The 24,518-nt window shown below is 70.9% G+C and carries 23 protein-coding genes and 1 rRNA gene; 18 read left to right on the top strand and 6 right to left on the bottom strand.

Annotated elements, in window-relative coordinates; all coding sequences use genetic code 11:
* Positions 1–7 precede the first annotated feature (7 nt).
* From B116_RS0117905 to argH, 11 genes are all read left to right on the top strand, one after another.
* Positions 8–919 (top strand): TrmH family RNA methyltransferase, encoded by a 912-nt coding sequence (locus tag B116_RS0117905; RefSeq protein ID WP_018722830.1) that lies wholly within the window; start codon positions 8–10, stop codon positions 917–919.
* Positions 920–1,085: 166 nt separating this feature from the next.
* The gene (pheS, locus tag B116_RS0117900) at positions 1,086–2,153 is read left to right on the top strand and encodes a phenylalanine--tRNA ligase subunit alpha (protein WP_027660860.1); all 1,068 of its coding nucleotides are present in this window, start codon (positions 1,086–1,088) and stop codon (positions 2,151–2,153) included.
* Positions 2,154–2,189: 36 nt separating this feature from the next.
* Positions 2,190–4,775 carry a phenylalanine--tRNA ligase subunit beta gene (pheT, locus tag B116_RS0117895; protein WP_027660859.1) on the top strand — a complete coding sequence of 862 codons (2,586 nt, stop codon included), beginning with the start codon at positions 2,190–2,192 and terminating at the stop codon, positions 4,773–4,775.
* Between the two features lie 172 nt (positions 4,776–4,947).
* The gene (gene argC, locus B116_RS0117890; protein WP_018722833.1) at positions 4,948–5,949 is read left to right on the top strand and encodes an N-acetyl-gamma-glutamyl-phosphate reductase; all 1,002 of its coding nucleotides are present in this window, start codon (positions 4,948–4,950) and stop codon (positions 5,947–5,949) included.
* A complete protein-coding gene (argJ, locus tag B116_RS0117885) occupies positions 5,946–7,118 on the top strand; it encodes a bifunctional glutamate N-acetyltransferase/amino-acid acetyltransferase ArgJ (protein WP_027660858.1) in 1,173 nt (390 codons plus the stop codon). The genes argC and argJ overlap by 4 nt, the downstream gene beginning before the upstream one ends.
* Positions 7,119–7,176: 58 nt before the next feature.
* Positions 7,177–8,064: an acetylglutamate kinase gene (gene argB / locus B116_RS0117880; RefSeq protein ID WP_027660857.1), complete on the top strand. Its 888-nt coding sequence runs from the start codon at positions 7,177–7,179 to the stop codon at positions 8,062–8,064.
* Positions 8,061–9,350, top strand: a complete 1,290-nt coding sequence (locus B116_RS0117875) for an acetylornithine transaminase (protein ID WP_027660856.1) — start codon at positions 8,061–8,063, stop codon at positions 9,348–9,350. Before argB ends, B116_RS0117875 begins: the two co-directional genes overlap by 4 nt.
* Positions 9,347–10,312 (top strand): ornithine carbamoyltransferase, encoded by a 966-nt coding sequence (gene argF / locus B116_RS0117870; RefSeq protein WP_027660855.1) that lies wholly within the window; start codon positions 9,347–9,349, stop codon positions 10,310–10,312. The genes B116_RS0117875 and argF overlap by 4 nt, the downstream gene beginning before the upstream one ends.
* A complete protein-coding gene (locus tag B116_RS0117865) occupies positions 10,309–10,824 on the top strand; it encodes an arginine repressor (RefSeq protein ID WP_018722838.1) in 516 nt (171 codons plus the stop codon). Before argF ends, B116_RS0117865 begins: the two co-directional genes overlap by 4 nt.
* The gene (locus B116_RS0117860; protein WP_027660854.1) at positions 10,821–12,029 is read left to right on the top strand and encodes an argininosuccinate synthase; all 1,209 of its coding nucleotides are present in this window, start codon (positions 10,821–10,823) and stop codon (positions 12,027–12,029) included. Before B116_RS0117865 ends, B116_RS0117860 begins: the two co-directional genes overlap by 4 nt.
* An 11-nt stretch (positions 12,030–12,040) precedes the next feature.
* Positions 12,041–13,504, top strand: a complete 1,464-nt coding sequence (gene argH, locus B116_RS0117855) for an argininosuccinate lyase (RefSeq protein WP_018722840.1) — start codon at positions 12,041–12,043, stop codon at positions 13,502–13,504.
* A gap of 73 nt (positions 13,505–13,577) precedes the next feature.
* Here the strand turns inward: argH and B116_RS0117850 are convergent, their stop codons facing one another.
* Complete coding sequence (locus B116_RS0117850) at positions 13,578–16,112, bottom strand: AMP-binding protein (RefSeq protein ID WP_027660853.1); 2,535 nt, start codon at positions 16,110–16,112, stop codon at positions 13,578–13,580.
* 71 nt (positions 16,113–16,183) lie between these two features.
* Here B116_RS0117850 and B116_RS0117845 point away from each other — a divergent pair, with 71 nt between their 5' ends.
* Positions 16,184–16,846, top strand: a complete 663-nt coding sequence (locus tag B116_RS0117845) for a DNA-3-methyladenine glycosylase (protein ID WP_027660852.1) — start codon at positions 16,184–16,186, stop codon at positions 16,844–16,846.
* 56 nt (positions 16,847–16,902) lie between these two features.
* Here the strand turns inward: B116_RS0117845 and B116_RS0117840 are convergent, their stop codons facing one another.
* A complete protein-coding gene (locus tag B116_RS0117840; RefSeq protein ID WP_025617771.1) occupies positions 16,903–17,088 on the bottom strand; it encodes a DUF397 domain-containing protein in 186 nt (61 codons plus the stop codon).
* Complete coding sequence (locus B116_RS0117835) at positions 17,085–17,894, bottom strand: helix-turn-helix domain-containing protein (RefSeq protein ID WP_027660851.1); 810 nt, start codon at positions 17,892–17,894, stop codon at positions 17,085–17,087. Before B116_RS0117835 ends, B116_RS0117840 begins: the two co-directional genes overlap by 4 nt.
* A 452-nt stretch (positions 17,895–18,346) precedes the next feature.
* Here B116_RS0117835 and B116_RS0117830 point away from each other — a divergent pair, with 452 nt between their 5' ends.
* Positions 18,347–18,544, top strand: a complete 198-nt coding sequence (locus B116_RS0117830; protein ID WP_018722845.1) for a hypothetical protein — start codon at positions 18,347–18,349, stop codon at positions 18,542–18,544.
* Positions 18,541–18,828, top strand: coding sequence for a hypothetical protein (locus tag B116_RS26885; RefSeq protein ID WP_027660850.1), 288 nt, complete (start codon positions 18,541–18,543; stop codon positions 18,826–18,828). Before B116_RS0117830 ends, B116_RS26885 begins: the two co-directional genes overlap by 4 nt.
* Before the next feature lie 6 nt (positions 18,829–18,834).
* On the opposite strand, the gene B116_RS0117820 is transcribed toward B116_RS26885, so the two are convergent.
* Positions 18,835–19,674, bottom strand: a complete 840-nt coding sequence (locus tag B116_RS0117820) for a universal stress protein (RefSeq protein ID WP_018722847.1) — start codon at positions 19,672–19,674, stop codon at positions 18,835–18,837.
* Positions 19,675–19,816: 142 nt separating this feature from the next.
* Entirely contained in the window at positions 19,817–20,701 is an 885-nt protein-coding gene (locus B116_RS0117815) for a universal stress protein (RefSeq protein ID WP_018722848.1), read from the bottom strand.
* Between the two features lie 132 nt (positions 20,702–20,833).
* Between B116_RS0117815 and B116_RS0117810 the strand changes: the two genes are divergently transcribed.
* Together B116_RS0117810 and B116_RS0117805 are read left to right on the top strand one after the other, a co-directional pair.
* Complete coding sequence (locus B116_RS0117810; RefSeq protein WP_027660849.1) at positions 20,834–21,337, top strand: GNAT family N-acetyltransferase; 504 nt, start codon at positions 20,834–20,836, stop codon at positions 21,335–21,337.
* Positions 21,338–21,355: 18 nt separating this feature from the next.
* Positions 21,356–21,976 (top strand): hypothetical protein, encoded by a 621-nt coding sequence (locus B116_RS0117805; RefSeq protein ID WP_027660848.1) that lies wholly within the window; start codon positions 21,356–21,358, stop codon positions 21,974–21,976.
* A gap of 40 nt (positions 21,977–22,016) precedes the next feature.
* On the opposite strand, the gene B116_RS0117800 is transcribed toward B116_RS0117805, so the two are convergent.
* Positions 22,017–22,427 (bottom strand): PaaI family thioesterase, encoded by a 411-nt coding sequence (locus B116_RS0117800; RefSeq protein ID WP_027660847.1) that lies wholly within the window; start codon positions 22,425–22,427, stop codon positions 22,017–22,019.
* Between the two features lie 74 nt (positions 22,428–22,501).
* Between B116_RS0117800 and tyrS the strand changes: the two genes are divergently transcribed.
* Together tyrS and B116_RS0117790 are read left to right on the top strand one after the other, a co-directional pair.
* Positions 22,502–23,788, top strand: a complete 1,287-nt coding sequence (tyrS, locus tag B116_RS0117795) for a tyrosine--tRNA ligase (protein WP_018722852.1) — start codon at positions 22,502–22,504, stop codon at positions 23,786–23,788.
* Between the two features lie 626 nt (positions 23,789–24,414).
* A 16S ribosomal RNA gene (locus B116_RS0117790) occupies positions 24,415–24,518 on the top strand; the annotation flags it as partial.

Genomic DNA, 24,518 nt, shown 5'->3' with positions numbered 1-24,518 from the left:
GTCTCCCATGCAGTCACGACCGCACGGGGGGCGCCTCGACGCCGTCTCCGGCCCACTCACCCCCCGTACCCCACGGATCGTGGCGGCCCGTCGACTGCACCGCCGTCGCGACCGCGAGACCACCGGTAGGTTCCTGGCCGAGGGCCCGCAGGCGGTCCGCGAGGCCCTGGCTCGCCCGGGCACGGTCCTGGAACTCTTCGGTACGTCGGCCGCTCTGGACCGGTACCGGGATCTGGCCGCCCAGGCGGCCGTCGCTGACCTACCCGTCTCCGAGGTAACCGACGCGGCACTCGCCGGGCTCGCCGAGACCGTCGCTCCCCAGGGCCTGATCGCCGTCTGTCAACACCTCGACCTGCCGCTGGCCACCGCACTCTCGCGCGCGCCGCGGCTGGTCACCGTCCTCGCCGACATCCGTGATCCGGGCAACGCCGGCACGGTCCTGCGTACCGCCGACGCGGCGGGAGCCCAGACGGTGGTCTTCGCCGGTACGGCCGTCGACCCCTACAACGGCAAAGTGGTGCGGGCGTCGGCGGGCAGTCTGTTCCACGTGGACGTGGTGCGGGCGCCAGATCCGCTGCAGGTGCTCGCCGACCTGCGGGCCGCCGGGCTCGCCGTGTTGGCCACCACCGGATACGGCGCGGATGATCTGGACGACCTGATTGATGCCGGCCGGTTGGCCGCCCCCACCGCTTGGGTCTTCGGCTCCGAGGCGCACGGCTTGCCCGCCGAGCTGACCGAGGCCGCCGCGGCCCGGGTCCGGGTACCGCTGCATGGGCGGGCGGAGAGCCTTAACCTGGCTGCCGCGGCGGCGGTCTGCCTGTACGCTTCAGCGAGAGCGCAGCGCCGGCCGTCGTCCCCGCGCCCGCTCGAGGCCACAACCGCGATCAAGACAGCAGCAAAGGAGAGCGGCCGCCCGTGAACGCGCAACGGCGTTCGTTTAGCCAGCCCGCCGGTGCCGGCGGGCGGCGGGCCTGACCCGCTCTCCGTACGACTCCCACCGGCGGGCTGCGGCACAGCCGCGCGTCCGTAGACTCGCTTCGCCGCCTGACAAGGCCGGCGCCGCCGTGAGGGAGTGCCTGTACGCCATGTCCTATCGCAACGACCCGTACGACCCGAAGCAGGTCGCCCTGCTCGACCCGGCCGCACTGGCCGAGGCTGTCGCCACCGCCGAGGCGGCGTTCGCCGCCGCCGCCAATCCGGATGAGCTGACCGCGCTGCGCCCGGCCCACCTCGGGGATCGGGCCCCGGCGTCGCTGGCCCGACGTGAGATCGGCGCGTTGCCGCCGGCCGCCAAGGCCGACGCCGGCAAGCGGGTCAACGGGGCCCGCCGGTCGATCGAGAGCGCCTACGCCGCGCGCGCGCAGGTACTGGAGCGGGAGCAGGCCGAGCGGATGCTGGTCGAGGAGCGGGTGGATGTCACCCTGCCATCCGACCGGCGTCCGGCCGGGGCCCGCCATCCGGTCAGCACGTTGATGGAGCAGATCACCGACTTCTTCGTCGGAATGGGCTATGAGGTGGCCGAGGGGCCCGAGGTCGAGTTGGAGTGGACCAACTTCGACGCGCTCAACATCCTGCCGGACCACCCGGCGCGGGGGTTGATGGACACCTTCCACGTCGCGCCGGAGCACTCCGGCATGGTGCTGCGGACCCACACCTCGCCGGTGCAGGCGCGGACGATGCTGACCCGCACGCCGCCGATTTACGTGATCTGCCCGGGCCGGGTCTACCGGACCGACGAGTTGGACGCCACTCACGCGCCGGTCTTCCACCAGGTCGAGGGCCTGGTGGTGGACCGTGGCATCACGATGGCGCACCTGCGCGGCACGCTGGATCACTTTGCTCGGGCGATGTTCGGGCCCGAGGCGCGAACCCGCTTCCGGCCGCACTACTTCCCGTTCACCGAGCCGTCGGCGGAGTTCGACGTCTGGTTCCCGGAGCACCGCAAGGGTGCGCAGTGGGTCGAGTGGGGTGGCTGCGGCATGGTGAACCCGCGGGTGCTGCGGGCCTGCGGCATCGACCCGGAGGTCTACTCCGGATTCGCCTTCGGCATGGGCATCGACCGTACGGTCATGTTCCGGCACGGCGTCGGCGACATGCGGGACCTGGTGGAGGGGGACGTCCGGTTCGCTCGGGCGTTCGGGTACGGCGCGTAGGCGCGGGCACGAGTTACGGAGACGGTGATCTGAGTCATGCGAGTTTCTGTCAGTTGGCTGCGTGAGTACGTTGACCTGCCGGCGCACCTGACCCCGGCCGACCTTGAGCAGTCCTTGGTCGGCCTCGGTCTTGAGGTGGAGTCCGTCGTGGACCTGGCCGGTACGGTCACCGGGCCGCTGGTCGTTGGCGAGGTGCGGGAGATTGAGGAGCTGACCGGCTTCAAGAAGCCGATTCGCTTTTGTCGAGTGGACGTGGGTGACGCCAACGGCACCGGTGAGTTGCAGGAGATCGTTTGCGGCGCGCGTAACTTCGCGGTCGGCGACCGGGTGGTGGTGATCCTTCCCGGCGGGGTGTTGCCCGGTGACTTCGCTATCGGGGCACGCCGGACGTACGGGCGTAACTCCAAGGGCATGATCTGTTCGGCGAAGGAGTTGGGCCTGGGCGAGGACCACGCCGGCATCATTGTGCTGCCCGGTTCCAGCCCCGCCAAGCCGGGCGATGACGCCCGCCCTGTGGTTGGCCTCGATGATGTGGTGGTCGAGGTGGAGCTGACCCCGGACCGGGGTTACCAGATGTCGGTGCGGGGGATCGCCCGGGAGCTGTCGCACGCGTTCGGGGTGCCGTTTCGGGACCCGGGCCTCGCGTCCGCCCCGGCCGGCACCGAGGCTCCGGCGTACCCGGTGGAGGTGCGGGATCCGGTCGGCTGTGACCGGTTCGCGGCGCGGATGGTCCGCGGTGTTAACCCGGCCGCGCCGTCGCCGGCCTGGATGGTCCAACGGCTCACCACCGCCGGTATCCGCAGCCTTTCGCTGCCGGTCGACATCACCAACTATGTGATGCTCGAGCTGGGTCAGCCGATGCACGCCTTCGACGCCGACCGGATCACCGGCTCGCTGGTGGTCCGCCGGGCGGTGGCGGGGGAGCAGTTGACCACCCTGGACGGGGTGGCGCGCACGCTGGTCGCCGAGGACATGGTGATCTGTGATGCCGGGCTGCCGAATCCGAACCCGGCTGCCGGCGCGGACGCCGGTGTCCCGATCTCGCTCGCCGCTGTGATGGGTGGGGAGAGCAGCGAGGTGGTCGCGGAGACCAGCGATGTGTTGTTCGAGGCTGCCCACTGGGATCCGGTGATGGTGGGGCGCACGGCCCGCCGGCACCGGCTGTTCAGCGCGGCGGCCAAGCGGTGGGAGCGGGGCGTTGACCCGGCCCTGCCGTTGGTCGCCATCGACCGGGCGGTTCGGCTGCTGGTGGAGCATGGCGGCGGCGCGGCCGGTGCGGAGATCCTTGATATCGATCATGTGTCGTCGCCGACTCCGGTGGTCCTGCCGGCGGACCTGCCAGCTCGACGGGTCGGGGTGGCCTATTCGCCGGACCGGGTGGCTGCCCTGCTCACCGAGGTCGGCTGCACGGTCGTGACCGGGCCGGATCGCCTCGCCGCGGATCCGGGTGAGGTGGGTGTCGCCGCTGGTGGCGCGGTGTCGTTCCTGGTTACCCCGCCGACCTGGCGACCTGACCTGACCGACCCGGCCGACCTGGTCGAGGAGGTGGTCCGCCTCGACGGCTACGACCGGGTGCCGGCGGTGCTGCCGGTGGCTCCCGCCGGCCGCGGCCTGACCTGGCAGCAGCGGCGTCAGCGGGCGGTGGCCAGGATGCTCGCCGACCGGGGGTACGTGGAGGTGCTCTCCGCGCCGTTTGTGGCAGTCGAGTTGGCCGACCAGCTGGGCCTGCCGGCCGATGATGTTCGGCGGCGGGCGGTGCGGCTGGCCAACCCGCTCTCGGAGGAGGAGCCGGCGCTGCGGACGACGCTGCTCGGCCCGCTGCTCGGGGTGCTCCGCCGGAACCTGGGCCGAGGCCAGCGGGACCTCGCGCTGTACGAGATCGGTACGGTCTTCCACCCGCGGGCGGAGGTCGGCACTCCGCCGGCGATGGGGGTGGAGCACCGGCCGTCGGACGCGGAGTTCGCCGCCGCCGATGCGGTGTTGCCGGAGCAGCCGCGACACGTCGCCGTGGTGCTCGCCGGTGAGGTCGAGCCGGGTGGCTGGTGGGGTGAGGGGCGTCCGGCTGGCTGGGCGGATGCGGTCGAGGCGGCTCGGACGGTGCTCGCCGCCGCCGGTATTCCCGCGGACCGGGTGGCTGTACGGGCCGTGGAGCACGCCCCCTGGCACCCCGGGCGCTGTGCGCAGGTGGTGGTGGATGACGTGGCTGTCGGGTACGCGGGGGAGCTGCATCCGGCGGTGATCGCCGAGCTGGAACTGCCCCGCCGTACCGCCGCGATGGAGCTGGATCTGGACGCGGTCCCGGCGGCCCCGGTGCGGCAGGCTCCGGTGCTCTCGTCCTTCCCGCCCGCCCTGATCGACGTGGCGCTGGTGGTCGATGTCGACGTGCCGGTGGCCGAGGTGCAGGGGGCGCTGGTGGCGGGGGCCGGTGCGTTGTTGGAGTCGGTTCGGCTCTTCGACGTGTACGCCGGTGAGCAGCTTGGCGCGGGTCGTCGGTCGTTGGCGTACAAGCTGACTTTCCGGGCGCCGGACCGGACGTTGACGGTGGAGGAGGCGGTCGCGGCGCGGGACGCGGCGGTTGCCTGTGTCGCGGAGCGCTTCGGCGCCACTCTGCGCGGCGTGTGAGGGCAGACCTCTCCGTTTCCGCCTTGTGGTAGGGCCCGTGTCGCGATTCGCGACACGGGCCCTTTCCGTGGGTGGCGGCCGGTGACCCAGAACACGACCTCATCGCCATGCAATGCTTTGTATGATCATGCAGACGCTGCTAGCCTTCCTGCATTGTTATACGGAGGTAGGTATGGGGATCCGAGTTGCGGTCGCTGGGGCGAGCGGATACGCCGGGGGTGAACTGCTGCGCCTGATCACCGGGCACCCGGAGTTTGACCTGGTCGCTGCCACCGCGCACAGCCAGGCCGGGCACCGGCTGGACACCGTGCACCCGCAGCTGACCGGGCTGGATCTGGTGCTGGCCAAGACCGACCCGGCGGCCCTGGCCGATGCCGACCTGGTCTTCCTGGCGCTGCCGCACGGTGAGTCGGCAGCGCTGGCCGCGCAGTTGCCGCCAGAGGTGCGCGTGGTTGACCTCGGCGCCGATCACCGGCTGGCCGACCCGTACGCCTGGGCCAACTACTACGGGGGCACCCACGCCGGGCAGTGGACCTACGGTCTGCCCGAGCTGCCGGGTCAGCGTGAGCGGATCGCCGCCGCGACCCGGGTGGCCAACCCCGGCTGCTACGCCAGCGCCATCATCCTGGCGCTCGCCCCGCTGATCGCCGCCGGTGCGGCCCAGCCCGCCGACGTGGTGGTGGTGGCCGCCTCCGGGACCTCGGGCGCCGGTCGCGGCGCCAAGGCACACCTGCTCGCCAGCGAGGTCATGGGTGACCTGTCGCCGTACCGGGTCGGCGCGCACCAGCACGTTCCGGAGATCAAGCAGGCGACCGGGGCGACCAGCCTGTCGCTCACCCCGGTGCTGGCGCCGATGCCGCGGGGGATCCTCGCGACCGTCACCGCCGTGCCCGTACGCGAGGTCGACCCGCAGGCGGTGCTCGCCGAGGCGTACGCGGACGCGCCCTTCGTGCATGTGCTGCCCGAGGGGCGGTGGCCACACACCGCCGCGACCCTCGGCTCCAACTCTTGCCAGCTGCAGGCGACCGTTGACGTTGACGCCGGGCGGTTGATCGTGGTCAGCGGCCTGGACAACCTCGGTCGGGGCGCGGCCGGCCAGGCGGTGCAGAACGCCAACATCATGTTCGGCCTGCCGGCGGCCACCGGCCTCTCCATCTGGGGAGTCGCCCCGTGAGCGTCACGGCTCCCCGTGGATTCCGGGCGGCCGGGGTGTCCGCCGGGCTCAAGGAGAGCGGGGCGGCCGACGTCGCCCTGGTCGTCAACGACGGCCCGCACGCCACGGCGGCCGGTGTCTTCACCGCCAACCGGGTGAAGGCCGCGCCGGTGCTCTGGACCCAGCAGGTCGTTCGGGGCGGTCTGGTTCGCGCCGCGATCCTCAACTCGGGCGGCGCCAACGCCTGTACCGGCCCCGGTGGCTTCCAGGACACCCACGCCACCGCGGAGCACACCGCGGCGGTACTGACCGCCGTCGCCCCCGGGTTGAGCCTCGGCGCGGGTGAGGTGGCCGTCTGCTCCACCGGTCTGATCGGCGAGCGGCTGCCCATGGACCGGCTCCTGCCCGGCGTGGGCACGGCGGTCGAGGCGTTACGCCAGGACGGCGGACCGGCCGCCGCCGAGGCCATCATGACCACCGACTCCCGGCCGAAGAACGCGGTCGGGCACGGTGCCGGTTTCACCGTGGGTGGGATGGCCAAGGGCGCGGGCATGCTCGCGCCGGCGATGGCCACGATGCTCAGCGTGCTCACCACCGACGCGGTCGCCGCACCGGAGACCCTGGACGCGGCGCTGCGGGCCGCCTGCCGGGTCACCTTCGACCGGGTTGACTCGGACGGGTGCATGTCCACCAACGACACGGTGCTGCTGCTGGCCAGCGGTGCGAGCGGCGTCGAGCCCACCGAGGCCGAGTTGACCGCCGTGGTCACCGCCGTCGCCCACGACCTCGCGCAGCAGCTCGTCGCCGACGCTGAGGGCGCCACCAAGCAGATCACGATCGACGTGGTCGGCGCGGCGAGCGAGGACGACGCGGTCGAGGTGGGCCGGAGCGTGGCCCGGAACAACCTGGTCAAGGCCGCGCTGTTCGGCAACGACCCGAACTGGGGGCGCATCCTCGCCGCCGTCGGCACCACCGCTGCGGCGTTCGAGCCGGAGCGGATCGACGTGGCCGTGAACGGGGTGTGGGTGTGCCGGGGCGGCGCCGCCGCCGAGGACCGGTCCAAGGTCGACCTCGGGGGCGTGGACGTGACGGTCCGTATCGACCTGCGGGCGGGCACGGCCGCGGCAACGATCTGGACCAACGACCTGACACACGGGTACGTGCACGAGAACTCGGCGTACTCGTCGTGAACACGAGGATCGCCGCGTGGCGCGGCACCGCAACCCGGCATGGAAGGCAGGTTCAGGCATGAGCTCCACCGCGGATCTCACCGGCGCTCAGGCCAAGGCCGCCACCCTGATCGAGGCGCTGCCGTGGCTGGCCCGGTTCGCGGGCTCGACCGTCGTGGTCAAGTACGGCGGCAACGCCATGACCGACCCGGAGCTGCGGCGGGCGTTCGCCGCGGACATGGTCTTTCTCCGCTACGCCGGCCTGAAGCCGGTCGTGGTGCACGGCGGCGGCCCGCAGATCTCGGTGATGCTGGACCGGCTCGGCATCGACAGCGAGTTCCGGGGCGGGCTGCGGGTCACCACGCCGGAGGTGATGGACGTGGTCCGGATGGTGCTGCTGGGTCAGGTCGGCCGGGAACTGGTCGGGCTGATCAACGCGCACGGTCCGTTCGCGATGGGGCTCTCCGGCGAGGACGCGGGTCTGTTCACCGCGGTCCGACGCTCGGCGTACGTCGATGGGCGGCCGGTCGACGTCGGCCAGGTCGGCGATGTGGAGTCGGCGGACATCTCGGTGGTAACCGATCTGCTCGAGGCCGGCCGGATCCCGGTGCTCTCGACCGTGGCCCCGGATGCGGATGGCGTGCCGCACAACCTCAACGCGGACACCGCCGCGGCGGCGATGGCGATCGAGCTGGGGGCGCGCAAGCTGGTTGTCCTGACCGACGTGCCGGGCCTGTACGCCAACTGGCCGGACCGGTCCAGCCTCGTCGGTGAGGTCACCGCGAACGAGCTGGCGAAGCTGCTGCCGTCCCTGGAGTCGGGGATGGTCCCAAAGATGGAGGCGTGCCTGCGGGCGGTGCGCGGGGGCGTGCCCGCCGCGCACGTCGTGGACGGGCGGGTCGCGCACTCGACCCTGCTGGAGATTTTTACCTCGGAAGGCTTCGGAACCATGGTGATTCCCGGATGAGCCCGCTCCGTGACCGCTGGCAAGAATCGATGATGGACAGCTATGGCACGCCGCCGCTCGCGCTGGTCGGCGGGGCCGGCGCCGTGGTGGTCGACGAGGCCGGCCGGGAGTACGTGGACCTGCTCGGCGGCATCGCCGTCAACACCCTGGGCCACGCCCACCCGGCGGTGGTCTCCGCGGTTTCCAAGCAGGTCGCCACGCTGGGCCATGTGTCGAACCTGTACGCCGCCGAGCCGCCGGTGGCCCTGGCCGAGCTGCTGCTCGCCCTCGCCGGCCGCCCGGGACGGGTCTTCTTCGCCAACTCGGGCGCCGAAGCGAACGAGACGGCGTTCAAGGTCTCCCGGCTCACCGGACGGACCGAGGTCGTCGCGACCCGGGGCGGCTTCCACGGCCGCACCATGGGGGCGCTGGCGCTCACCGGCCAGCCGGCCAAGGCCGACCCGTTCCGTCCGCTGCCCGCCACCGTCACCCATGTCGACTACGGCGACAGCGCCGCGCTGGCCGCGGCCGTCACCGACGCGACCGCGATGGTGATCCTGGAGCCGATCCAGGGGGAGAACGGCATCGTCGTACCGCCCGCCGGCTATCTCGCCGAGGCCCGCCGGATCACCGCCGAGCACGGCGCCCTGCTGGTGCTCGACGAGGTGCAGACCGGTATCGGCCGCACCGGGCACTGGTTCGCCCACCAGGCCGAGGGCATCGAACCGGACGTGGTGACGCTCGCCAAGGGCCTCGGCGGTGGCCTGCCGCTCGGCGCCTGCATCGCCTTCGGCCCCGCCGCCGACCTGCTGCGCCCCGGCTCACACGGCACCACCTTCGGGGGGAACCCGATCAGCTGCGCCGCCGGGCTGGCGGTGCTGTCCACGATCGCCGGCACCGGGCTGCTCGACCACGTCGCGCGGGTCGGGGACCGGCTACGGCGGGGTATCCAGGCGCTCAAACATCCACTGGTCGCCGAGGTACGGGGCGCCGGCCTGCTGCTCGGGATCGTGCTGACCGCGCCGGTGGCGGCGGTCACCGTTGAGGCGCTGCGGGAGGCGGGCTTCCTGGCCAACGCGGTGCAGCCGGGCGTCATCCGGCTCGCCCCACCGCTGATTCTCACCGCCGACCAGGCCGACGCCTTCCTGGCCGCCCTGCCGGCCGCCCTCGACGCGACCCGTGTCGCCGCCGACTCGACCCCGGCCGCCGGGCCCCGGTCAACGGGTCCGGGCAACCCCAGCCCGCCGGCCCAACCGGCCAGAATTCCGACCCCGACCACCCCAACCACGACGGAGGCCAGGGCATGATCCGGCACTTCCTGCGGGACGACGACCTCACCCCCGCCGAACAGGCGACCGTGCTCGACCTGGCCGCCGGCATGAAGGCGGACCGCTTCGGATACCGCCCCCTGGCCGGCCCGCGATCGGTGGCGGTGCTCTTCGACAAGCCGAGCCTGCGTACCCGGATGTCCTTCGACGTCGGCATCGCCGAGCTGGGCGGGCATCCGCTGGTGGTGGACAGCCAGGTGACCCACCTCGGCCGCGGCGAAACCCTCGCCGACGTCGGGCGGGTGCTCTCCCGTTACGTGGCGGCGATCGTGCTGCGCACCCACGGGGACGAGCGGATCGCCGAGATCGCCGCGCACGCGACCGTGCCCGTGATCAACGCGCTCACCGACATGTACCACCCGTGCCAGCTCCTGGCCGACCTGCTCACCATCCGCGAGCACCTCGGCGGCACCGCCGGACGGACGCTGGCGTACCTGGGTGACACGGCGAACAACATGTGCCACTCGTACCTGCTGTCCGGCGCCGCCGCCGGCATGCACGTCCGGATCGCCGGCCCCGCCGGGTTCAGCCCGGACCCGGCGGTGCTGGCCCGGGCGGAGAAGATCGCCGCCGGCACCGGCGGGTCGGTGCGGACCGGCACCGACCCGGTGGCGGCGGTCCGCGACGCCGACGTTGTCGCCACCGACACCTGGACCTCGATGGGGCAGGAGTCCGACGGGCTGGACCGGATCATCCCCTTCCGCCCGTACCAGGTCAACACCGCGCTGCTCGCACACGCCGCGCCGCACGCGATCGTGCTGCACTGCCTGCCCGCGCACCGCGGCGACGAGATCACCGATGAGGTGCTCGACGGCGCGCAGAGCGCCGTCTTCGACCAGGCGGAGAACCGGCTGCACGCCCAGAAGGCGCTGCTGACGTTCCTCCTCGGAACCTCCCCGGACGCGCCGGCGTCGGGCAGCACCACCGGGCAGAGCGCATGAGCGCCCCGCTGACCCGCGCCGCCCGGCACGCCCGGATCGTCGAGCTGATCCGGGACAAGGCGATCCACTCGCAGACCGAGCTGGGCGACCTGCTGGCCGGGGACGGCATCCAGACCACCCAGGCGACCCTCTCCCGGGATCTCAAGGAACTCGGCGCGGTGACCGTGCGCGGTGGCGACGGACGCGGGGTCTACCTGATCCCGGAGGACGGCCAGCGTCCGTTGCGGGAGGCCGAGACCGCGCCGGCGCGCCTCGTGCGCCTGCTGCGCGAGCTGCTCAACGGGGTTGACGCCAGCGGCAACATCGCCGTGCTCCGTACCCCACCGGGTGCGGCCCAGTTCCTGGCCAGCGCGTTGGACCGCGCCGGCCTGCCCGAGGTCGTCGGCACGATCGCCGGCGACGACACCATCCTCGTCGTGGCCCGCGAGGCCGACGGCGGAGCCGCGCTCGGTGACCAACTCGCCGGCTGGGCCCGCCGCGAAGACAACGTTGAAAGGAGCATCACATCATGACTGAGCGGGTCGTTCTGGCGTACTCCGGAGGACTGGACACCTCCGTCGCCATCCCGTACCTGGCCGAGCAGACCGGCGCCGAAGTGATCGCCGTGGCGGTCGACGTCGGGCAGGGCGGCGAGGACCTGGAGGTAATCCGGCAGCGGGCGCTCGACTGCGGGGCCGTGGAGTCCGAGGTGGTTGACGCGCGCGACGAGTTCGCCGCCGAGTACTGCCTGCCCGCGATCCGGGCCAACTCCCTCTACATGGACCGGTACCCGCTGGTCTCCGCCCTCTCCCGGCCGCTGATCGTCAAGCATCTGGTGGCCGCGGCCCGCAAGCACGGCGGCACCATCGTGTCGCACGGGTGCACCGGCAAGGGCAACGACCAGGTTCGCTTCGAGGTCGGCCTGGGGGCGCTCGCCCCGGATCTGCGGATCGTCGCGCCGGCCCGGGACTACGCCTGGACCCGGGACAAGGCGATCGCGTTCGCCGAGGAGAAGGGGCTGCCGATCGACGTGTCGGCGAAGTCGCCCTACTCGATCGACCAGAACCTGTGGGGCCGGGCCGTCGAGACCGGCTTCCTGGAGGACATCTGGAACCCGCCGATCGAGGACCTGTACTCGTACACCGCCGACCCGGCCCAGCCGCGGGACGCGGACGAGGTCGTCATCACCTTCGACGCCGGTAACCCGGTCGCGATCGATGGGGAGACGGTCACCCCGTACCAGGCGATCGTGGAGCTGAACCGGCGTGCCGGCGCGCAGGGCATCGGCCGGCTGGACATGGTCGAGGACCGGCTCGTCGGGATCAAGAGCCGCGAGGTGTACGAGGCGCCGGGCGCGATCGCGCTGATCACCGCCCACCAGGAGCTGGAGGCCGTCACCGTCGAGCGCGACCTCGCCCGGTTCAAGCGGAGCGTGGACCAGCGCTGGGGCGAGCTGGTCTACGACGGCCTGTGGTTCTCCCCGCTGAAGGACGCGCTGGACGCCTTCGTCGACGACTCGCAGCAGCACGTCTCCGGCGAGGTACGGCTCACCCTGCACGGCGGCCGGGTCACCGCCACCGGTCGACGGTCCGAGGCCAGCCTGTACGACTTCGGCATGGCCACCTACGACACCGGTGACACCTTCGACCAGTCCCTGGCCAAGGGGTTCGTGCAGCTGTGGGGCCTGCCCAGCAAGATGTCGGCGGAGCGGGACGCCCGGCTGGGTGGGGCGCGGTGAGCGCTGCCACAATGGGCGGGGTGGACGACACGAGCCTGACCGAGAAGAGCGCAGCCACCAACCGGACCAGCCTGTGGGGGGCCCGCTTCGCCGGCGGCCCGGCCGAGGCGCTCGCACGGCTGTCGGTGAGCGTGCAGTTCGACTGGCGGCTCGCCCCCTACGACCTCGCGGGGTCCCGGGCGCACGCCCGGGTCCTGGCCGGTGCCGGCCTGCTGGACGCCGAGGAGCTGGGGCAGATCCTGGCGGCCCTGGACGACCTGGAGGCCGCCTGCGCCGCCGGCACGTTCCGGCCCACCGTTGACGACGAGGACGTGCACACCGCCCTGGAGCGGGGGCTGCTGGAACGGCTCGGCCGGCTCGGCGGCAAGCTGCGCGCCGGCCGCTCCCGCAACGACCAGGTCGCCACGGACCTGCGGCTCTACCTGCGCGACCACGCCCGGGGCGTGGCCGCTGCGCTGGTCGAGCTGGCCGAGGCGTTGGTCGAGCAGGCCGGACGGCACGTGGACACCGCGACGCCGGGCATGACCCACCTGCAGCCCGCGCAGCCGGTCACCTTCGGGCACTGGCTGCTCGCCCATGTGCAGCCGCTGCTGCGCGACCTACAGCGGCTGCGCGACTGGGACCACCGCACCGCGATCAGCCCGCTCGGAGCCGGTGCGCTCGCCGGCTCCGGTCTGCCGCTGGACCCGGTGGCGGTCGCCCGGGAACTGGGCTTCCGTACGTCCTTCGCCAACTCGATGGACGCCGTCGCCGACCGGGACTTCGTCGCCGAGTTCCTCTTCACCACCGCGTTGATCGGCGTGCACCTGTCCCGCCTCGGCGAGGAAGTGGTGCTGTGGACGTCGCCGGAGTTCGGTTGGGTGGAGCTGGATGACGCCTTCGCCACCGGCTCGTCGATCATGCCGCAGAAGAAGAACGCGGACATCGCCGAGTTGGCCCGAGGCAAGTCCGGCCGGCTCGTCGGGGGGCTGGTGGGCGTACTCACCATGCTCAAGGGTCTGCCGATGACCTACGACCGGGACATGCAGGAGGACAAGGAGCCCGCCTTCGACGCGGTGGACACGCTGGAGCTGCTCCTGCCGGCCCTCGCGGGGATGATCTCCACGATGACGGTACGGGCCGACCGGCTGGTCGCCGCCGCACCGGAGGGCTTCTCGCTCGCCACCGAGGTGGCCGACTGGCTGGTCCGCCGCGGGGTACCGTTCCGTGAGGCGCACGAGATCACCGGCCGGCTGGTGGCGCTCTGTGTGGCCCGGGACTGCGCGCTCGACGAGGTCTCCGACGCCGACCTCGCCGCGGTCAGCGAGCACCTCGACCCGTCGGTGCGCGACGTGCTGTCGGTCCAGAGCGCACTCGCCGCCCGCACCACTCCCGGCTCCACCGGCCCGGGACCGGTCGCCGAGCAGCTCGCCGCCGCCGCCGACCAGCTCACCGGCTGGCGGGAGTGGGCGGCCGAGCAGGTCGTTCCCCGCTGACCAGTTCACCTGACCAGTTCATCGACGGGCGGGGGCGGTTCGCGCAGCGGACCGCCCCCGCCCGTCAGCAGGGTCAGCGCAGCCGGGCCGGGCGGCGGGTGGCGGCCCACCGCCAGACGCGGCTGACCAGCGCGGCGTACGCGATGCCGAGCGCGAGCGACGCGGCGAGGGCGACCAGCGGCAGCTCCCGCAGGTGTGGGTAGACCTGCCAGTGGGTCAGGTAGATGTAGAGCGAGCTACCGGCGAGCACCCCGGCCACCTTGTTCAGCACGCCCAGACTGGGCACGGTCGGCAGCCAGGTCAGTAGCGCGAAGCCGGCCACGATCAGGGCTTCGCGGGCCGGCTGCCCGAAGAAGCCCGGCACGGTGGCCACCGCGGCGAGCGTGACCAACAGCCGCTGCCATACCCCGTCGGCCCGGGCGGCCGTCCAGCCGAGTGTGAACAGCCAGCCGGCCACGAGCGCCGCCGGCAGGTCGTGGCCCGCGTCGAGGCCGAAGACGTCGTACCGGCCGAGCAGCGCGACCGCGGTCAGCCCCAGCGGAAACGCGAACGGGTACCGCCGCTCCCAGCGGTCGGCCCGGCGTAGGCCGAGTAGCGCGGCCAGCGCCACCAGGAGGTAGACCACCGTCTCGATAAACCAGAAGTGCCAGCCGTGTGGGGCGTCGTCGGGCCGCAGGATGCTGTTGGCCAGCAGTAGGGTGCTCAGTCGGTACTGGTCGTTGACCAGCATCACCGCACCGATCCACGCCACCGTGGGCAGCACGATGCGCAGCAGGCTGATGCCGATCTGCCGCAGCCGCTCTCCCCGCCCGGCGGTGGTGAGCTGGAACCGGGCGAAGTTGAACCCGGCCACCGCGAGCAGTAGGTGCGCCCCACCGGTGATGGTGAACAGCGGGATGTGTGAGCCGACGATCAACACGATCGCCGCCGCCCGCAGCGCCACACTGGTCTCCAGCGAACGCCGCCGGCGTGGCCGGGGAGCGCTTCCGGGAGCTGCGGTGGATCGGCGCAGGTCTGCGATCGGCAGGGTGTGCCAGTCCGCCGGCAGGTCACCCAGCTCCCGCTCCAACCGCACCGACATCTCGACGTACGACAGGGAGTCCCCGCCGAGGTCGACGAAGCTGCGATCCGGCGTGACGTCGGTGCGGTCAAGCACCTCCGCATACAGCGTGCAGAGGTCGCCGGCCGGCGCCGCCGGCGGTGGCGAGCTCTCGACGGCGAGCCCACGCAGCGTCACCAGGTCGGGCTTGCCGGAGGCGAGCCGGGGCAACTCGGCCAGGGGGAGTACCCGCACGGCCCGAGGTGGCAGCCCCACCTCCCCAGCGACCAGGAGGCGCACCCGGCGTGGGTCTTCGGCGCCGACGGTCGCCACGATCAGTTCGTCGTCACCGCCGACGCAGCTGGCGGTGACATCGTGCGCGGACAGCAGCGCCTCGATCTGCTGCGGGTCGACCCGCAGCCCGAGGATCTTGGCGAATTGGCTCCGGCGGCCGACGATCTCCCACACTCCGGCACTGGTACGCCGAGCCAGGTCGCCGGTGTGCAGCTCGTCAACGGTGCGACCCAGTGTCAGATCGGCGGGAGAGTGGGCGTAGCCGAGCATGACGTTCGGGCCGGCGTAGACCAGCTCGCCGACCTCCGGGTCCGGATGGTCGGCGACCGGGGCGAGCCGGAAGTCGCCACCGGGCACCGGCACCCCGATCGCCGACGGGTGGTCCAAGGCGAGGTCCGGCGGGAGGTACGCCATCCGCGCGGTCGCCTCGGTCTGCCCGTACATGACGAAGAAGTCCCAGCCCGCACCCCGACCCAGCTCGGCGTACTGACGTACCCGCTCCGGTGCGAGTCGACCACCGGCCTGGGTGACGTAACGCAGGTGCGGCAGGTCCATGGCGGCGAAGCCGACCCGGTCCAACAGGTCGAAGGTGTACGGCACTCCGGCGAGGGTGGTGGCGCGGGCATCCCGGAACAGCTCCCAGAAGCAGGTGTCGGCGACCGACAGGTCGGTCAACACCAGCGCGGCGCCTCGGGCCAGGTGGCTGTTGACCACTGACAGGCCGTAGCAGTAGTGCAGTGGCAGGCTGGTGGCCGCCCGGTCGGTGTCGCGGATACCCAGGTACTCGCCGATCGCCTCCGCATTGGCCTGCAGGTTGGTGTGGGAGAGCCGGACCAGCTTCGGGGAGCCGGTCGACCCGGAGGTGGAGAGCAGCAGGGCCAGGTCGGGGTGCAGGTCGTGCGCGGAGGTGGCGCGGCGGTGCTCGACCCGCCAGCCCTCGTCGGCGCCGCTGACCAGCACGTCCGGGTCGTACGCCTCGATCAGGCCGGCGAGCGCCGAGGCCCGGTCGTCGGGCACCAACAGGACCGGGTGACCCGCGTGCATCGCGGCCAGGTACGCCACCAGCGAGTCGACCGTGTTCGCGCCGACGACCAGCACGAGCCGTCGCCCCACGCCGAGCTGCTCGGCGGTTCGCGCGACCCGGGCGGCGAGGTCGGTGTACGAGATCTCCCCGTCCCGGGTGACGATCGCGGTGCGTTCGCCATGCGTTGCCAGGTCGCGGACGAACGGCACCTGCACGGCCGGGAACAGGGCGGATGCGGAGGTCACGAGCATCGACTCTAAGGTAAGGCTGACCTAATCCATAGCTCTGGCGACCCGCATCACCCCAGGATAGGGTCGCAGCCGTGGATGATCTCGCGCGACTAGCCGTCCTGCTCGGCGGGCCGGTGGTGCCGGCGGCGCGCGGCCTGCTCGGCGCCCGTCTTTCCGCCGGCGAGGTCACCCTCCGCATCACCGAGGTCGAGGCGTACGCGGGCACCGCCCAGGACCCGGCCTCACACGCCCACCGGGGGCGCACTCCCCGCAACGCGGCGATGTTCGGCCCGGCCGGGCACGTCTACGTCTACTTCACGTACGGCATGCACTGGGCGCTGAACGTGGTGACCGGGCCGGACGGCGAGGCGGCAGCGGTGCTGGTGCGGGCGGGAGAAGTGGTCGCCGGCCACGCTCACGCCCGGTCCCGCCGTCAGACGGCGCGATCCGACCGCGACCTCGCCCGAGGGCCGGCCCGGCTCTGCTCCGCACTGGGCGTTGACCGCTCGGCGTACGGGCAGTACCTGCTCGGCGACGGCCCGATCCGGCTGCGCCCACCCCTCGAACCAGTGCCGGAAGCGGCCGTATCGGCCGGGCCACGGGTCGGCGTCACCGGGGCGCACGACGTGCCGTGGCGGTTCTGGATCGCCGGCGACCCGACCGTCAGCACCTACCGTCGCCACACACCCCGGCGACGTTCCGCTCGCCCCGGTGCTGGAACTGGGCCCTCGTCCGAGGTCGCCCGCGATAGCTGAAGCTTCTAGCGCGAAGGCCCGACTCCCCGCGAGTCGGGCCTTGGCGTTGACGGTGGTCAGTGCTGTTCGGGGAGCTGCGCGACGAATGCCTGCCACGCCTGGGGGTTGAAGCGGAGGCTACCGCCATCTCGGTCCTTGGTGTCGCGTACGAACACGACGCCGGGAAGGTTGTTCGCCACCTCCACGCAAGATCCGCCGTTAGCACCCGAGTAAGTCGACTTGTGCCACTTGGCACCTGTCATGTCCATGTCTGCGCCGCTTTCTTGATAACTTCGAGTGACTGTCTATGTGAGAGGCTTTCACTTCGAACTACCTCCCAGACGCGGTGGAGAGTAGCAAGTCGATCCGGCTGGTTCACCACCCGCGCCTCAACCTGGTGGTCTAGATGTGCCGCGACGCTGCCGTCCTCAATTGTCGCCAGGATGAATCCGCCCTGAAGTCCAGGGTAGATGCCGGCCTCCTCGGGAACTACGAGGACCTGCACGTGCGGTAGCGTGGCTAGTTTGATCATATGTTCGATTTGATCTTTCATTACCTCCGGCTGCCCGGCAATCTGTCGGCGTAAGACCATCACGTCCAGGACCGCCACGAGGTGTGTTGGCGTACTGCTGGTCAAGGCCGATTGTCGCTCTAGTCGGGATGCGACTCGCTCCTCAACCTCGTCCGGCTTCAGAAGGCCGCTACTCAACGTTGCTCGCGCGTACGCCTCCGTCTGGAAGATGCCCGGCACGTAGGCAGGCTCGTACCACCGCAGCAATATCGCCTCGCGCTCAACCACCAGCCACTCACGTAGCCAGACAGGCGTAGCGTCACCCCGCACGAGCTCGTCCCATATGGTCACAAAGTGGTCACCCAAGTCTAGTGCTTTATCCATATCGGCTAGGTATTCACGCGTTGGGGCTTTAGAGCCAGTTTCTATCGCACTCACCTGAGAGTCCGATAGAAACAGCCTCTCACCTAGCTGCGCCTGAGTTAGCCCTGCTGCGGTGCGCCGCCGTCGTAGCTCGCGCAACAGGTACTCGGAGGGTGAAACAGCCACGGATTCCACGCCTTTCCACAGTCCGAAAGATCAATTCTCTGCCGTGCTTCGAACGACTGCCGCTCTCCACAATCGGGCGTGAGGTATTCCGAGAGTAAGCGGTCAACGCCCATGGTGGAAACAGGTGGCGCGAGCCGGTGGAGGTATCCGAGCCCGCCGGAGGTACTGCCAGGCCGCTCTCATATTCAAGGGGTGTGGGAGCGGCCTATCAACATCCGTTCACGTCCGGGAGTCTGCTTTGCCAGCCACAGCCGAACAGGTGCCAGTTGGAATTCCGGGACTGCGCACACCTATTCGATCGTCCACAACGGGCCAATGAATGCTGCGCTGGAAAAGGATCCAGAGCAGCTGTCGAGTACGGCAAATCGCGGTCGTGTGGTGGGTCGTGCGCGGGTGTACCACACCTCGTACCCGGGCGTCGATGTGCTTGAGGCTGTGCTCAGCGGACTGAGGAGGCTGTGATGGCCGACGACGACCCGCCCGTCGACCGGCGCGCACATCCCGACCCGTACGGCACGCCGCCGTTGCCCGACGGCGACCGGGTGCGGCCGCGTACGCCGAGCACGCCTCCACCGCCCGCCACCACCCGGCACCGGGTGATCGCGGCACTCATCCTGGTGATCGTCGTGGCCGCTGTCGTGCTCCGGGTGCTGCGATGACGACCAGCCCAAGGCCCCCACGCCCGAATCCGGGCGACCCGGCCGCCGACCGGCCGCACCTACCCATGCGCCCGCTGTGGGGTTGCGGCACCTGTCGGGCCGAGTGGCCGTGCCAGTCGGCCCAGGGCGCCCTCCTGATCGAGTACCGCGACAACCTGGTTGCGCTGCGCGTCTATCTGAGCGCACTGATGGCCGAGGCGGATGCCCATCTTTCGCAGGTCAATAGAGCATCCGACCTCTATCGCCGCTTCATCTCGTGGGCCGGAGGGCCAGCCCAACGGTGAGACGGGTCAGCGTGCTCGACCGTACGGGTGGGCTACCAGCACCGGGCAGTGGGCGTGCTGCACCAGAGACTGGCTGACCGAGCCGAGCAGCATCCCGGTGAATCCGCCTCGCCCTCGGCTCCCCACAACCATCAGGGCAGCGTCTCGGCTTGCCTCGATCAATGCCTGGTCCGGCTTCTCCGCCCGCAGCTGTCGGGCGGTCACGGCCAACCCCGGGTGGCTGCCGCGGGCCGCCGCCACCGCGGTGTCCAGCACCTCCGCGGCGTCGGTCGCCCCGGGGGTGTGGACGTGCACCAGCACCAGCTCGGTCTGCTGCCGGGTGGCCTCGTCGGCGGCCTGCCCGACCGCCACCTCCGCCGACTCCGACCCATCCACCGCGACCAGCGCCGGCCCGCCCGGCGCGACCGGTGCTTCGGTGGGTCGGACCACCAGCACTGGGCAGTGCGCGTGCGCCGCGACCTGCGAACCGACCGAGCCGAGCAGCAGTCCGGCGAAGCCGCCGTGACCCCGGCTACCCACCACGACCAGCTCCGCCCGGCGGGACTCCTCGACGAGCGTGGCGCCCGGCCCGCCGGCGACCTGCCGCACCTGGACGGTCAGCCCGGGCCAGCGGTCGGCCAGGTCGGCCGCGGCCCGCTCCAGCATCGACTGCGCCTCGTCGTTCGGCTTCGGAATTCCCAACTCGTACGGGTTGAACGGAACCCCGTACCCCGACGGGTGCAGGTAACCGTGCACCAGGTGCAGCGGTGTTGACCGCTGCACCGCGGTGCGGGCGGCGTGCTCCGCTGCCACCAGGCTCGATGGTGAGCCATCCACCCCTACCACCACGGGCCGGTTCATCAGCACCCCTTTCGGACTCGGTCGGCATATTGTCCCCCGGGCCGGCGTGGCTGACCCGGGGGTTACGGACAACGTCGGCAACGGGAACCGGCACAGCTACCAGGGCGCGGCCGAAAGCGGTGCGCTGCTGCTCACCGTGCCGGCGCGGCTATCCAGCGGGGTGTCGGACGATGGCCAGGGGGCTGTGCCCGTGATGCAGGACGGCGTGGCTGACGGAGCCGAGCAGCAGCCCGCCGAGGGCGCCGCGCCCGTGTGCGCCGACGACCACCAGCTGGGCGCTCTTCGACGCCTCGACCAGCACCCGCGCCGGAGCGCCTCGTACGACCCGGTGCCGTACCTGCACCTGCGGATACCGTTCGGCGAAGCCGGCGAGCGACTCGGCGAGAGTCCGCTCCTCCTCGCCCTCGACGGCGTCCAGGTCGTAGACCAGGGGCAGGATGTCCCCCGGGCCGACGGGGGTGGGGAAGAGCCAGGCGTGCAGGGCTACCAGCGGGGCGTCCCGGCGAGCCGCTTCCTCGAATGCGAAGGCGACTGCCTCGGTGGACAGTTGTGAACCGTCCACACCCACCACGACCGGGCCGTCCGCACGCGGTTCACCTCGCACGACCAGCACCGGGCTCTTCGCGCGGGCGGAGACCTGCACGGTGACCGAGCCGAGTAGCAGCCCGGCGAAGCCGCCCAGACCCCGGTGGCCGAGCACCGTCAGCACCGCCTCCTGTGCCTCCTCGATCAACACCGGAGTCGGCGCGCCGTCCACCACGACGCCAGTGATCCGCAGGTCGGGGGAGATCTTGCGGGCCTGTTCGACAGCTTCCCGCACGTACTCTTCGGCCTGGTTGCGTAGCCCGGCGGTGACCGGGGCGCCGGGAACCGGGGTCAACGGGGCGCCGGTCAACGGCCAGATGAAGGCGTGTACGACCCGGAGCGGGCGCTGCCGGTACTCCGCCTCGCGCACCGCTACCCGGACCGCGTCCAGCGCGGCGGCGGAACCGTCCACACCCACCACGACCGGGGCTCCGGCGTTGCTCGTCATAATGTCTGCCCTCCTTCGGCTCGTTCACCTTCAGCCTGCCGGGCCGGGGACCACCCAATCAGGGGCAGTCGGCCCAAGCCCGGGGCCAATGGTCCTTCGCTCGACGGCCTCGGCCGGAGCTACCATCGCGCGATGCCCACCGATCTGCGCCTGCGCCCCGTACTCGATAGTGATCTGCCGTTCTTCTTCCGCCACCAGCAGGACGTCGAGGCTAACTGGATGGCGGCGTTCGGCCCGGCCGACCCCGCCGATCGCACCGCGTTCGACGCGCACTGGAAGCGGATCCGCGCCGACCCGACGGTGGTGTCGCGGACGGTGGTTGTCGGTGCTGAGGTGGTAGGCCACGTGAACGCCTTCCCCGCCGAAGGACGCACCGAGGTCAGCTACTGGATCGATCCAGGTCGCTGGGGCCGGGGATACGCGACCGGTGCGCTCACCGTTTTGCTGGGTGAGCTGACCCGCCGGCCGGTGCACGCTCGGGTGGCCAAGGACAACCGCGCCTCCCTCGCCGTGCTACGCAAGTGCGGCTTCGTCGTCACCGGCGAGGACCAGGGGTACGCCCCCGGGCGCGGCGTCGAGGTCCAGGAATGGATCTTGGAGCTCGACGGCCCGGCCCCAGCACCCGCGCTGAGCTGAGGTATTACCCTCGCCGAGGTGAACTGGCTGGAACTGATCGGCTGGACCGGCTCCGCGGTGTTGGTCTGGTCGCTGCTGCAGACCGCGATTCTCCGGCTGCGCGCCCTGAACCTCGTCGGCTGTGTCGTGCTGATCGGCTACAACGCGGCGGTCGCGGTGTGGCCGATGGTCGGTCTGAATGTCGTGCTGGCCGCCATCAATGTGTGGTACCTGCGCGGCATGCTGGCGACCCGCCATGACGCGGCGACCTACGGGGTGGTCGAGGTGGGCATGGACGACAGGTTCCTGGCACACATGCTGCGGGTACATGGGGCGGACATTGCCCGGTTCAACCCCGGCTTCACCTGGCACCGCGGCGGGAAGCGGTTCGCGTTCCTGGTCGTCAAGGCCGACGAGGTGGTCGGGGTGGTGCTGGCGCACGCGGAGCCGGGCGGGGTGGCCCAGGTCGACCTCGACTACGTCACCAAACGGTTTCGGGACTTCACCCCGGGCGAGTTCGTGTACCGGAGTAGCCGGCTCTTCACCGACAAGGGGTTCCGGCAGGTCGTCAGCCCGCCGGGAATGGTCGCCCCCTACTATCACCGGCTCGGCTTCCGCCGGCAGGGCGACGCGTACGTGCTGGACCTCCCCGCCACCTAGCGGGGCCCACCGGCTGCTAGCGGGGAGACACCGGCTGCGACTATCCGGTCGTCGCCAGGTTCTGCAGCCGGACCTGGCCGCGTGCCACCAGCCGGTCAGCGTTGTCGGTGATCTCCACCTGCCACAGCTGTTGACTGCGGCCGCGGTGGATCGGGGTGCCCACTGCGGTCAGTTCACCCGACCGGACCGCCCGTAGAAAGTCGGTCTGGTTCGACACGCCGACGACCTGCCCCCGGTCGCCCAGCCAGGTGGCCGCGCCGATACTCGCCGCCGTCTCTACCACCGAGCAGTAGACACCGCCGTGCTGGATGCCGTACGGCTGGTGAAGCTCGGGGCGGACCTGCCAGTGGAGGACCACCCGGTCGGCGCTGACCTCGTCGTAGCGCAGTCCCAGCAGCGCCACGAAGCCGCCGGTCAGATCTGGCTCGTCCACGGCATAGCCCTTCGTCATTGCAGGGCGGCCAGCATAGCGGGCTGGCAATCCCGGTAGTGGTGCCGGCTGGTCATGCGGGAGAATCGGGGACTGTGACCGACACCAGCCCCCCGCCGTCAGAGCGGGAAACACTCTTCGACGATCTGCGGTGGCGTGGCCTGATCCAGGACTCCACCGGCCTCGACGAGCTGCGCGCGCTGCTCGACGGCCCGGGAGCGGCGTTCTATGTGGGCTTCGACCCGACCGCGCCGAGCCTGCACATCGGCAACCTCATGCAGGTCGTCACCGCCCGGCGGCTCCAGCTCGCCGGCCACCGGCCGCTGCTGCTGGTAGGTGGGGCGACCGGGCAGATCGGTGACCCGAAGGAGAGCGGCGAGCGGGTTCTCAACCCACCTGAGGTGGTGGCTGGATGGGTGGCCCGGATTCGGGAGCAGCTGGCCCCCTTCGTGTCGTACCAGGGTGCGAACGCGGCACAACTGGTCAACAACCTGGACTGGACCGGCGAGATGTCGGTGGTGCAGTTCCTGCGGGATGTCGGCAAGCACTTCCCGATCAACCGGATGCTGGCGCGTGAAGTGGTGCGGGCCCGATTGGAGAGCGGGGTCAGCTTCACCGAGTTCAGCTACCAGCTGCTCCAGGCCAACGACTTTTTCGAACTGCACCGACGCTACGGGTGTCAGCTTCAGTTCGGCGGCTCCGACCAGTGGGGCAACATCACCGCCGGCGTCGACTTCGTCCGTCGCCGGGGCGCGGGGCCGGTGGAGGCGTTCACCACGCCGTTGGCCACCAAGTCGGACGGTACGAAGTTCGGCAAGACCGAGGGTGGGGCGATCTGGCTCGACTCGGAGCTGACCAGTCCCTACGCGTTCTACCAGTTCTGGTTCAACGCGGACGACCGCGACGTCGCCCACTACCTGCGCTACTTCAGCTTCCGTTCCCGGGCCGAGCTGGAGGCGTTGGAGAAGGAGGCGGCGGAGCGGCCTGCCGCACGCGTCGCCCAGCGGGCGCTCGCTGAGGAGCTGACCACCCTGGTGCACGGCGAGCGGGAAATGGCCCAGGTGGTCGCCGCGAGTCAGGCGTTGTTCGGGCGGGGGTCGCTGGCGGAACTCTCGCCCGCGACCCTGCGCGCCGCCCTGACCGAGGCGGGCCTGGTCCACCTCGACGAGCTGCCCGACGTGGTCGGGCTACTCAAGGAGTCTGGTCTGGTGCCGAGCAACAAGGAGGCCCGTCGAGTGATCGCCGAGGGGGGCGCCTACCTGAACAACAACCGGGTGTCCTCGGCGGATGCGGTCGTCACTCCGGCGGACCTGTTGCACGGCCGCTACCTGGTCCTGCGTCGGGGGAAGCGTTCTTTCGCCGGTGTTGAGCTGCGAAAATAGCTAGATCCTGATGATGTGACCGGGGACGCGTCCGGCGGATTTGACGGCAACTCCCTCGGACGCGTAACTTTCTCTCTGCCAGCGCGGAACGGACGAAAACGGGGCGGATGCCCCGAGCGGCCGGAGCACTGGAAGTGACCTCTCGGACTGACCCGGCCACACGGCTTGGGTGGTCCTCTTGGGCGGTGCCCCAAGTTCGCCGCTAGGCGGATTTGGCGAGGCGAAACCGACCGGGTAAGGTTAGCCGCCGGCAGGAGCCGGGCGCGCTAGCGGGAAACCGCAAGCGGCCGGTCTGCCGAAACCACGACGAAGGCGACGACCAGTCGGTGACGTTGTGGTGCCCAAAAGTGGACGAAGTCGACAGATCGCAGCAAAGCGGTTTGACACGGCGGAAACCACCGGGTAAAGTAGTAAAAGTGCCTGGCGCGAGAGTGGCGGGCTGGAGCGGTTGCCTCTGGAGGGGCCCTGGTTTGGGGTTCTGATGGTGTGTGGTTGTTCTTTGAGAACTCAACAGGGTGTTTGGAAAGCCAGTGCCGTTTTGGTCTGGGTTGGCCTGCTGTTTGGTGGGTTGGCTTGGGCTGGATTTGGCAGCAAATATTTTGTTGCTGGGATGTTTCTTCAAGTTTTTGTTGGAGAGTTTGATCCTGGCTCAGGACGAACGCTGGCGGCGTGCTTAACACATGCAAGTCGAGCGGAAAGGCCCTTCGGGGTACTCGAGCGGCGAACGGGT

Origin of the sequence: Salinispora fenicalii, from assembly GCF_000514815.1 — a bacterium.
GTDB lineage: Bacteria > Actinomycetota > Actinomycetes > Mycobacteriales > Micromonosporaceae > Micromonospora > Micromonospora fenicalii.
This window is presented reverse-complemented; position numbering and strand designations above follow the sequence as displayed.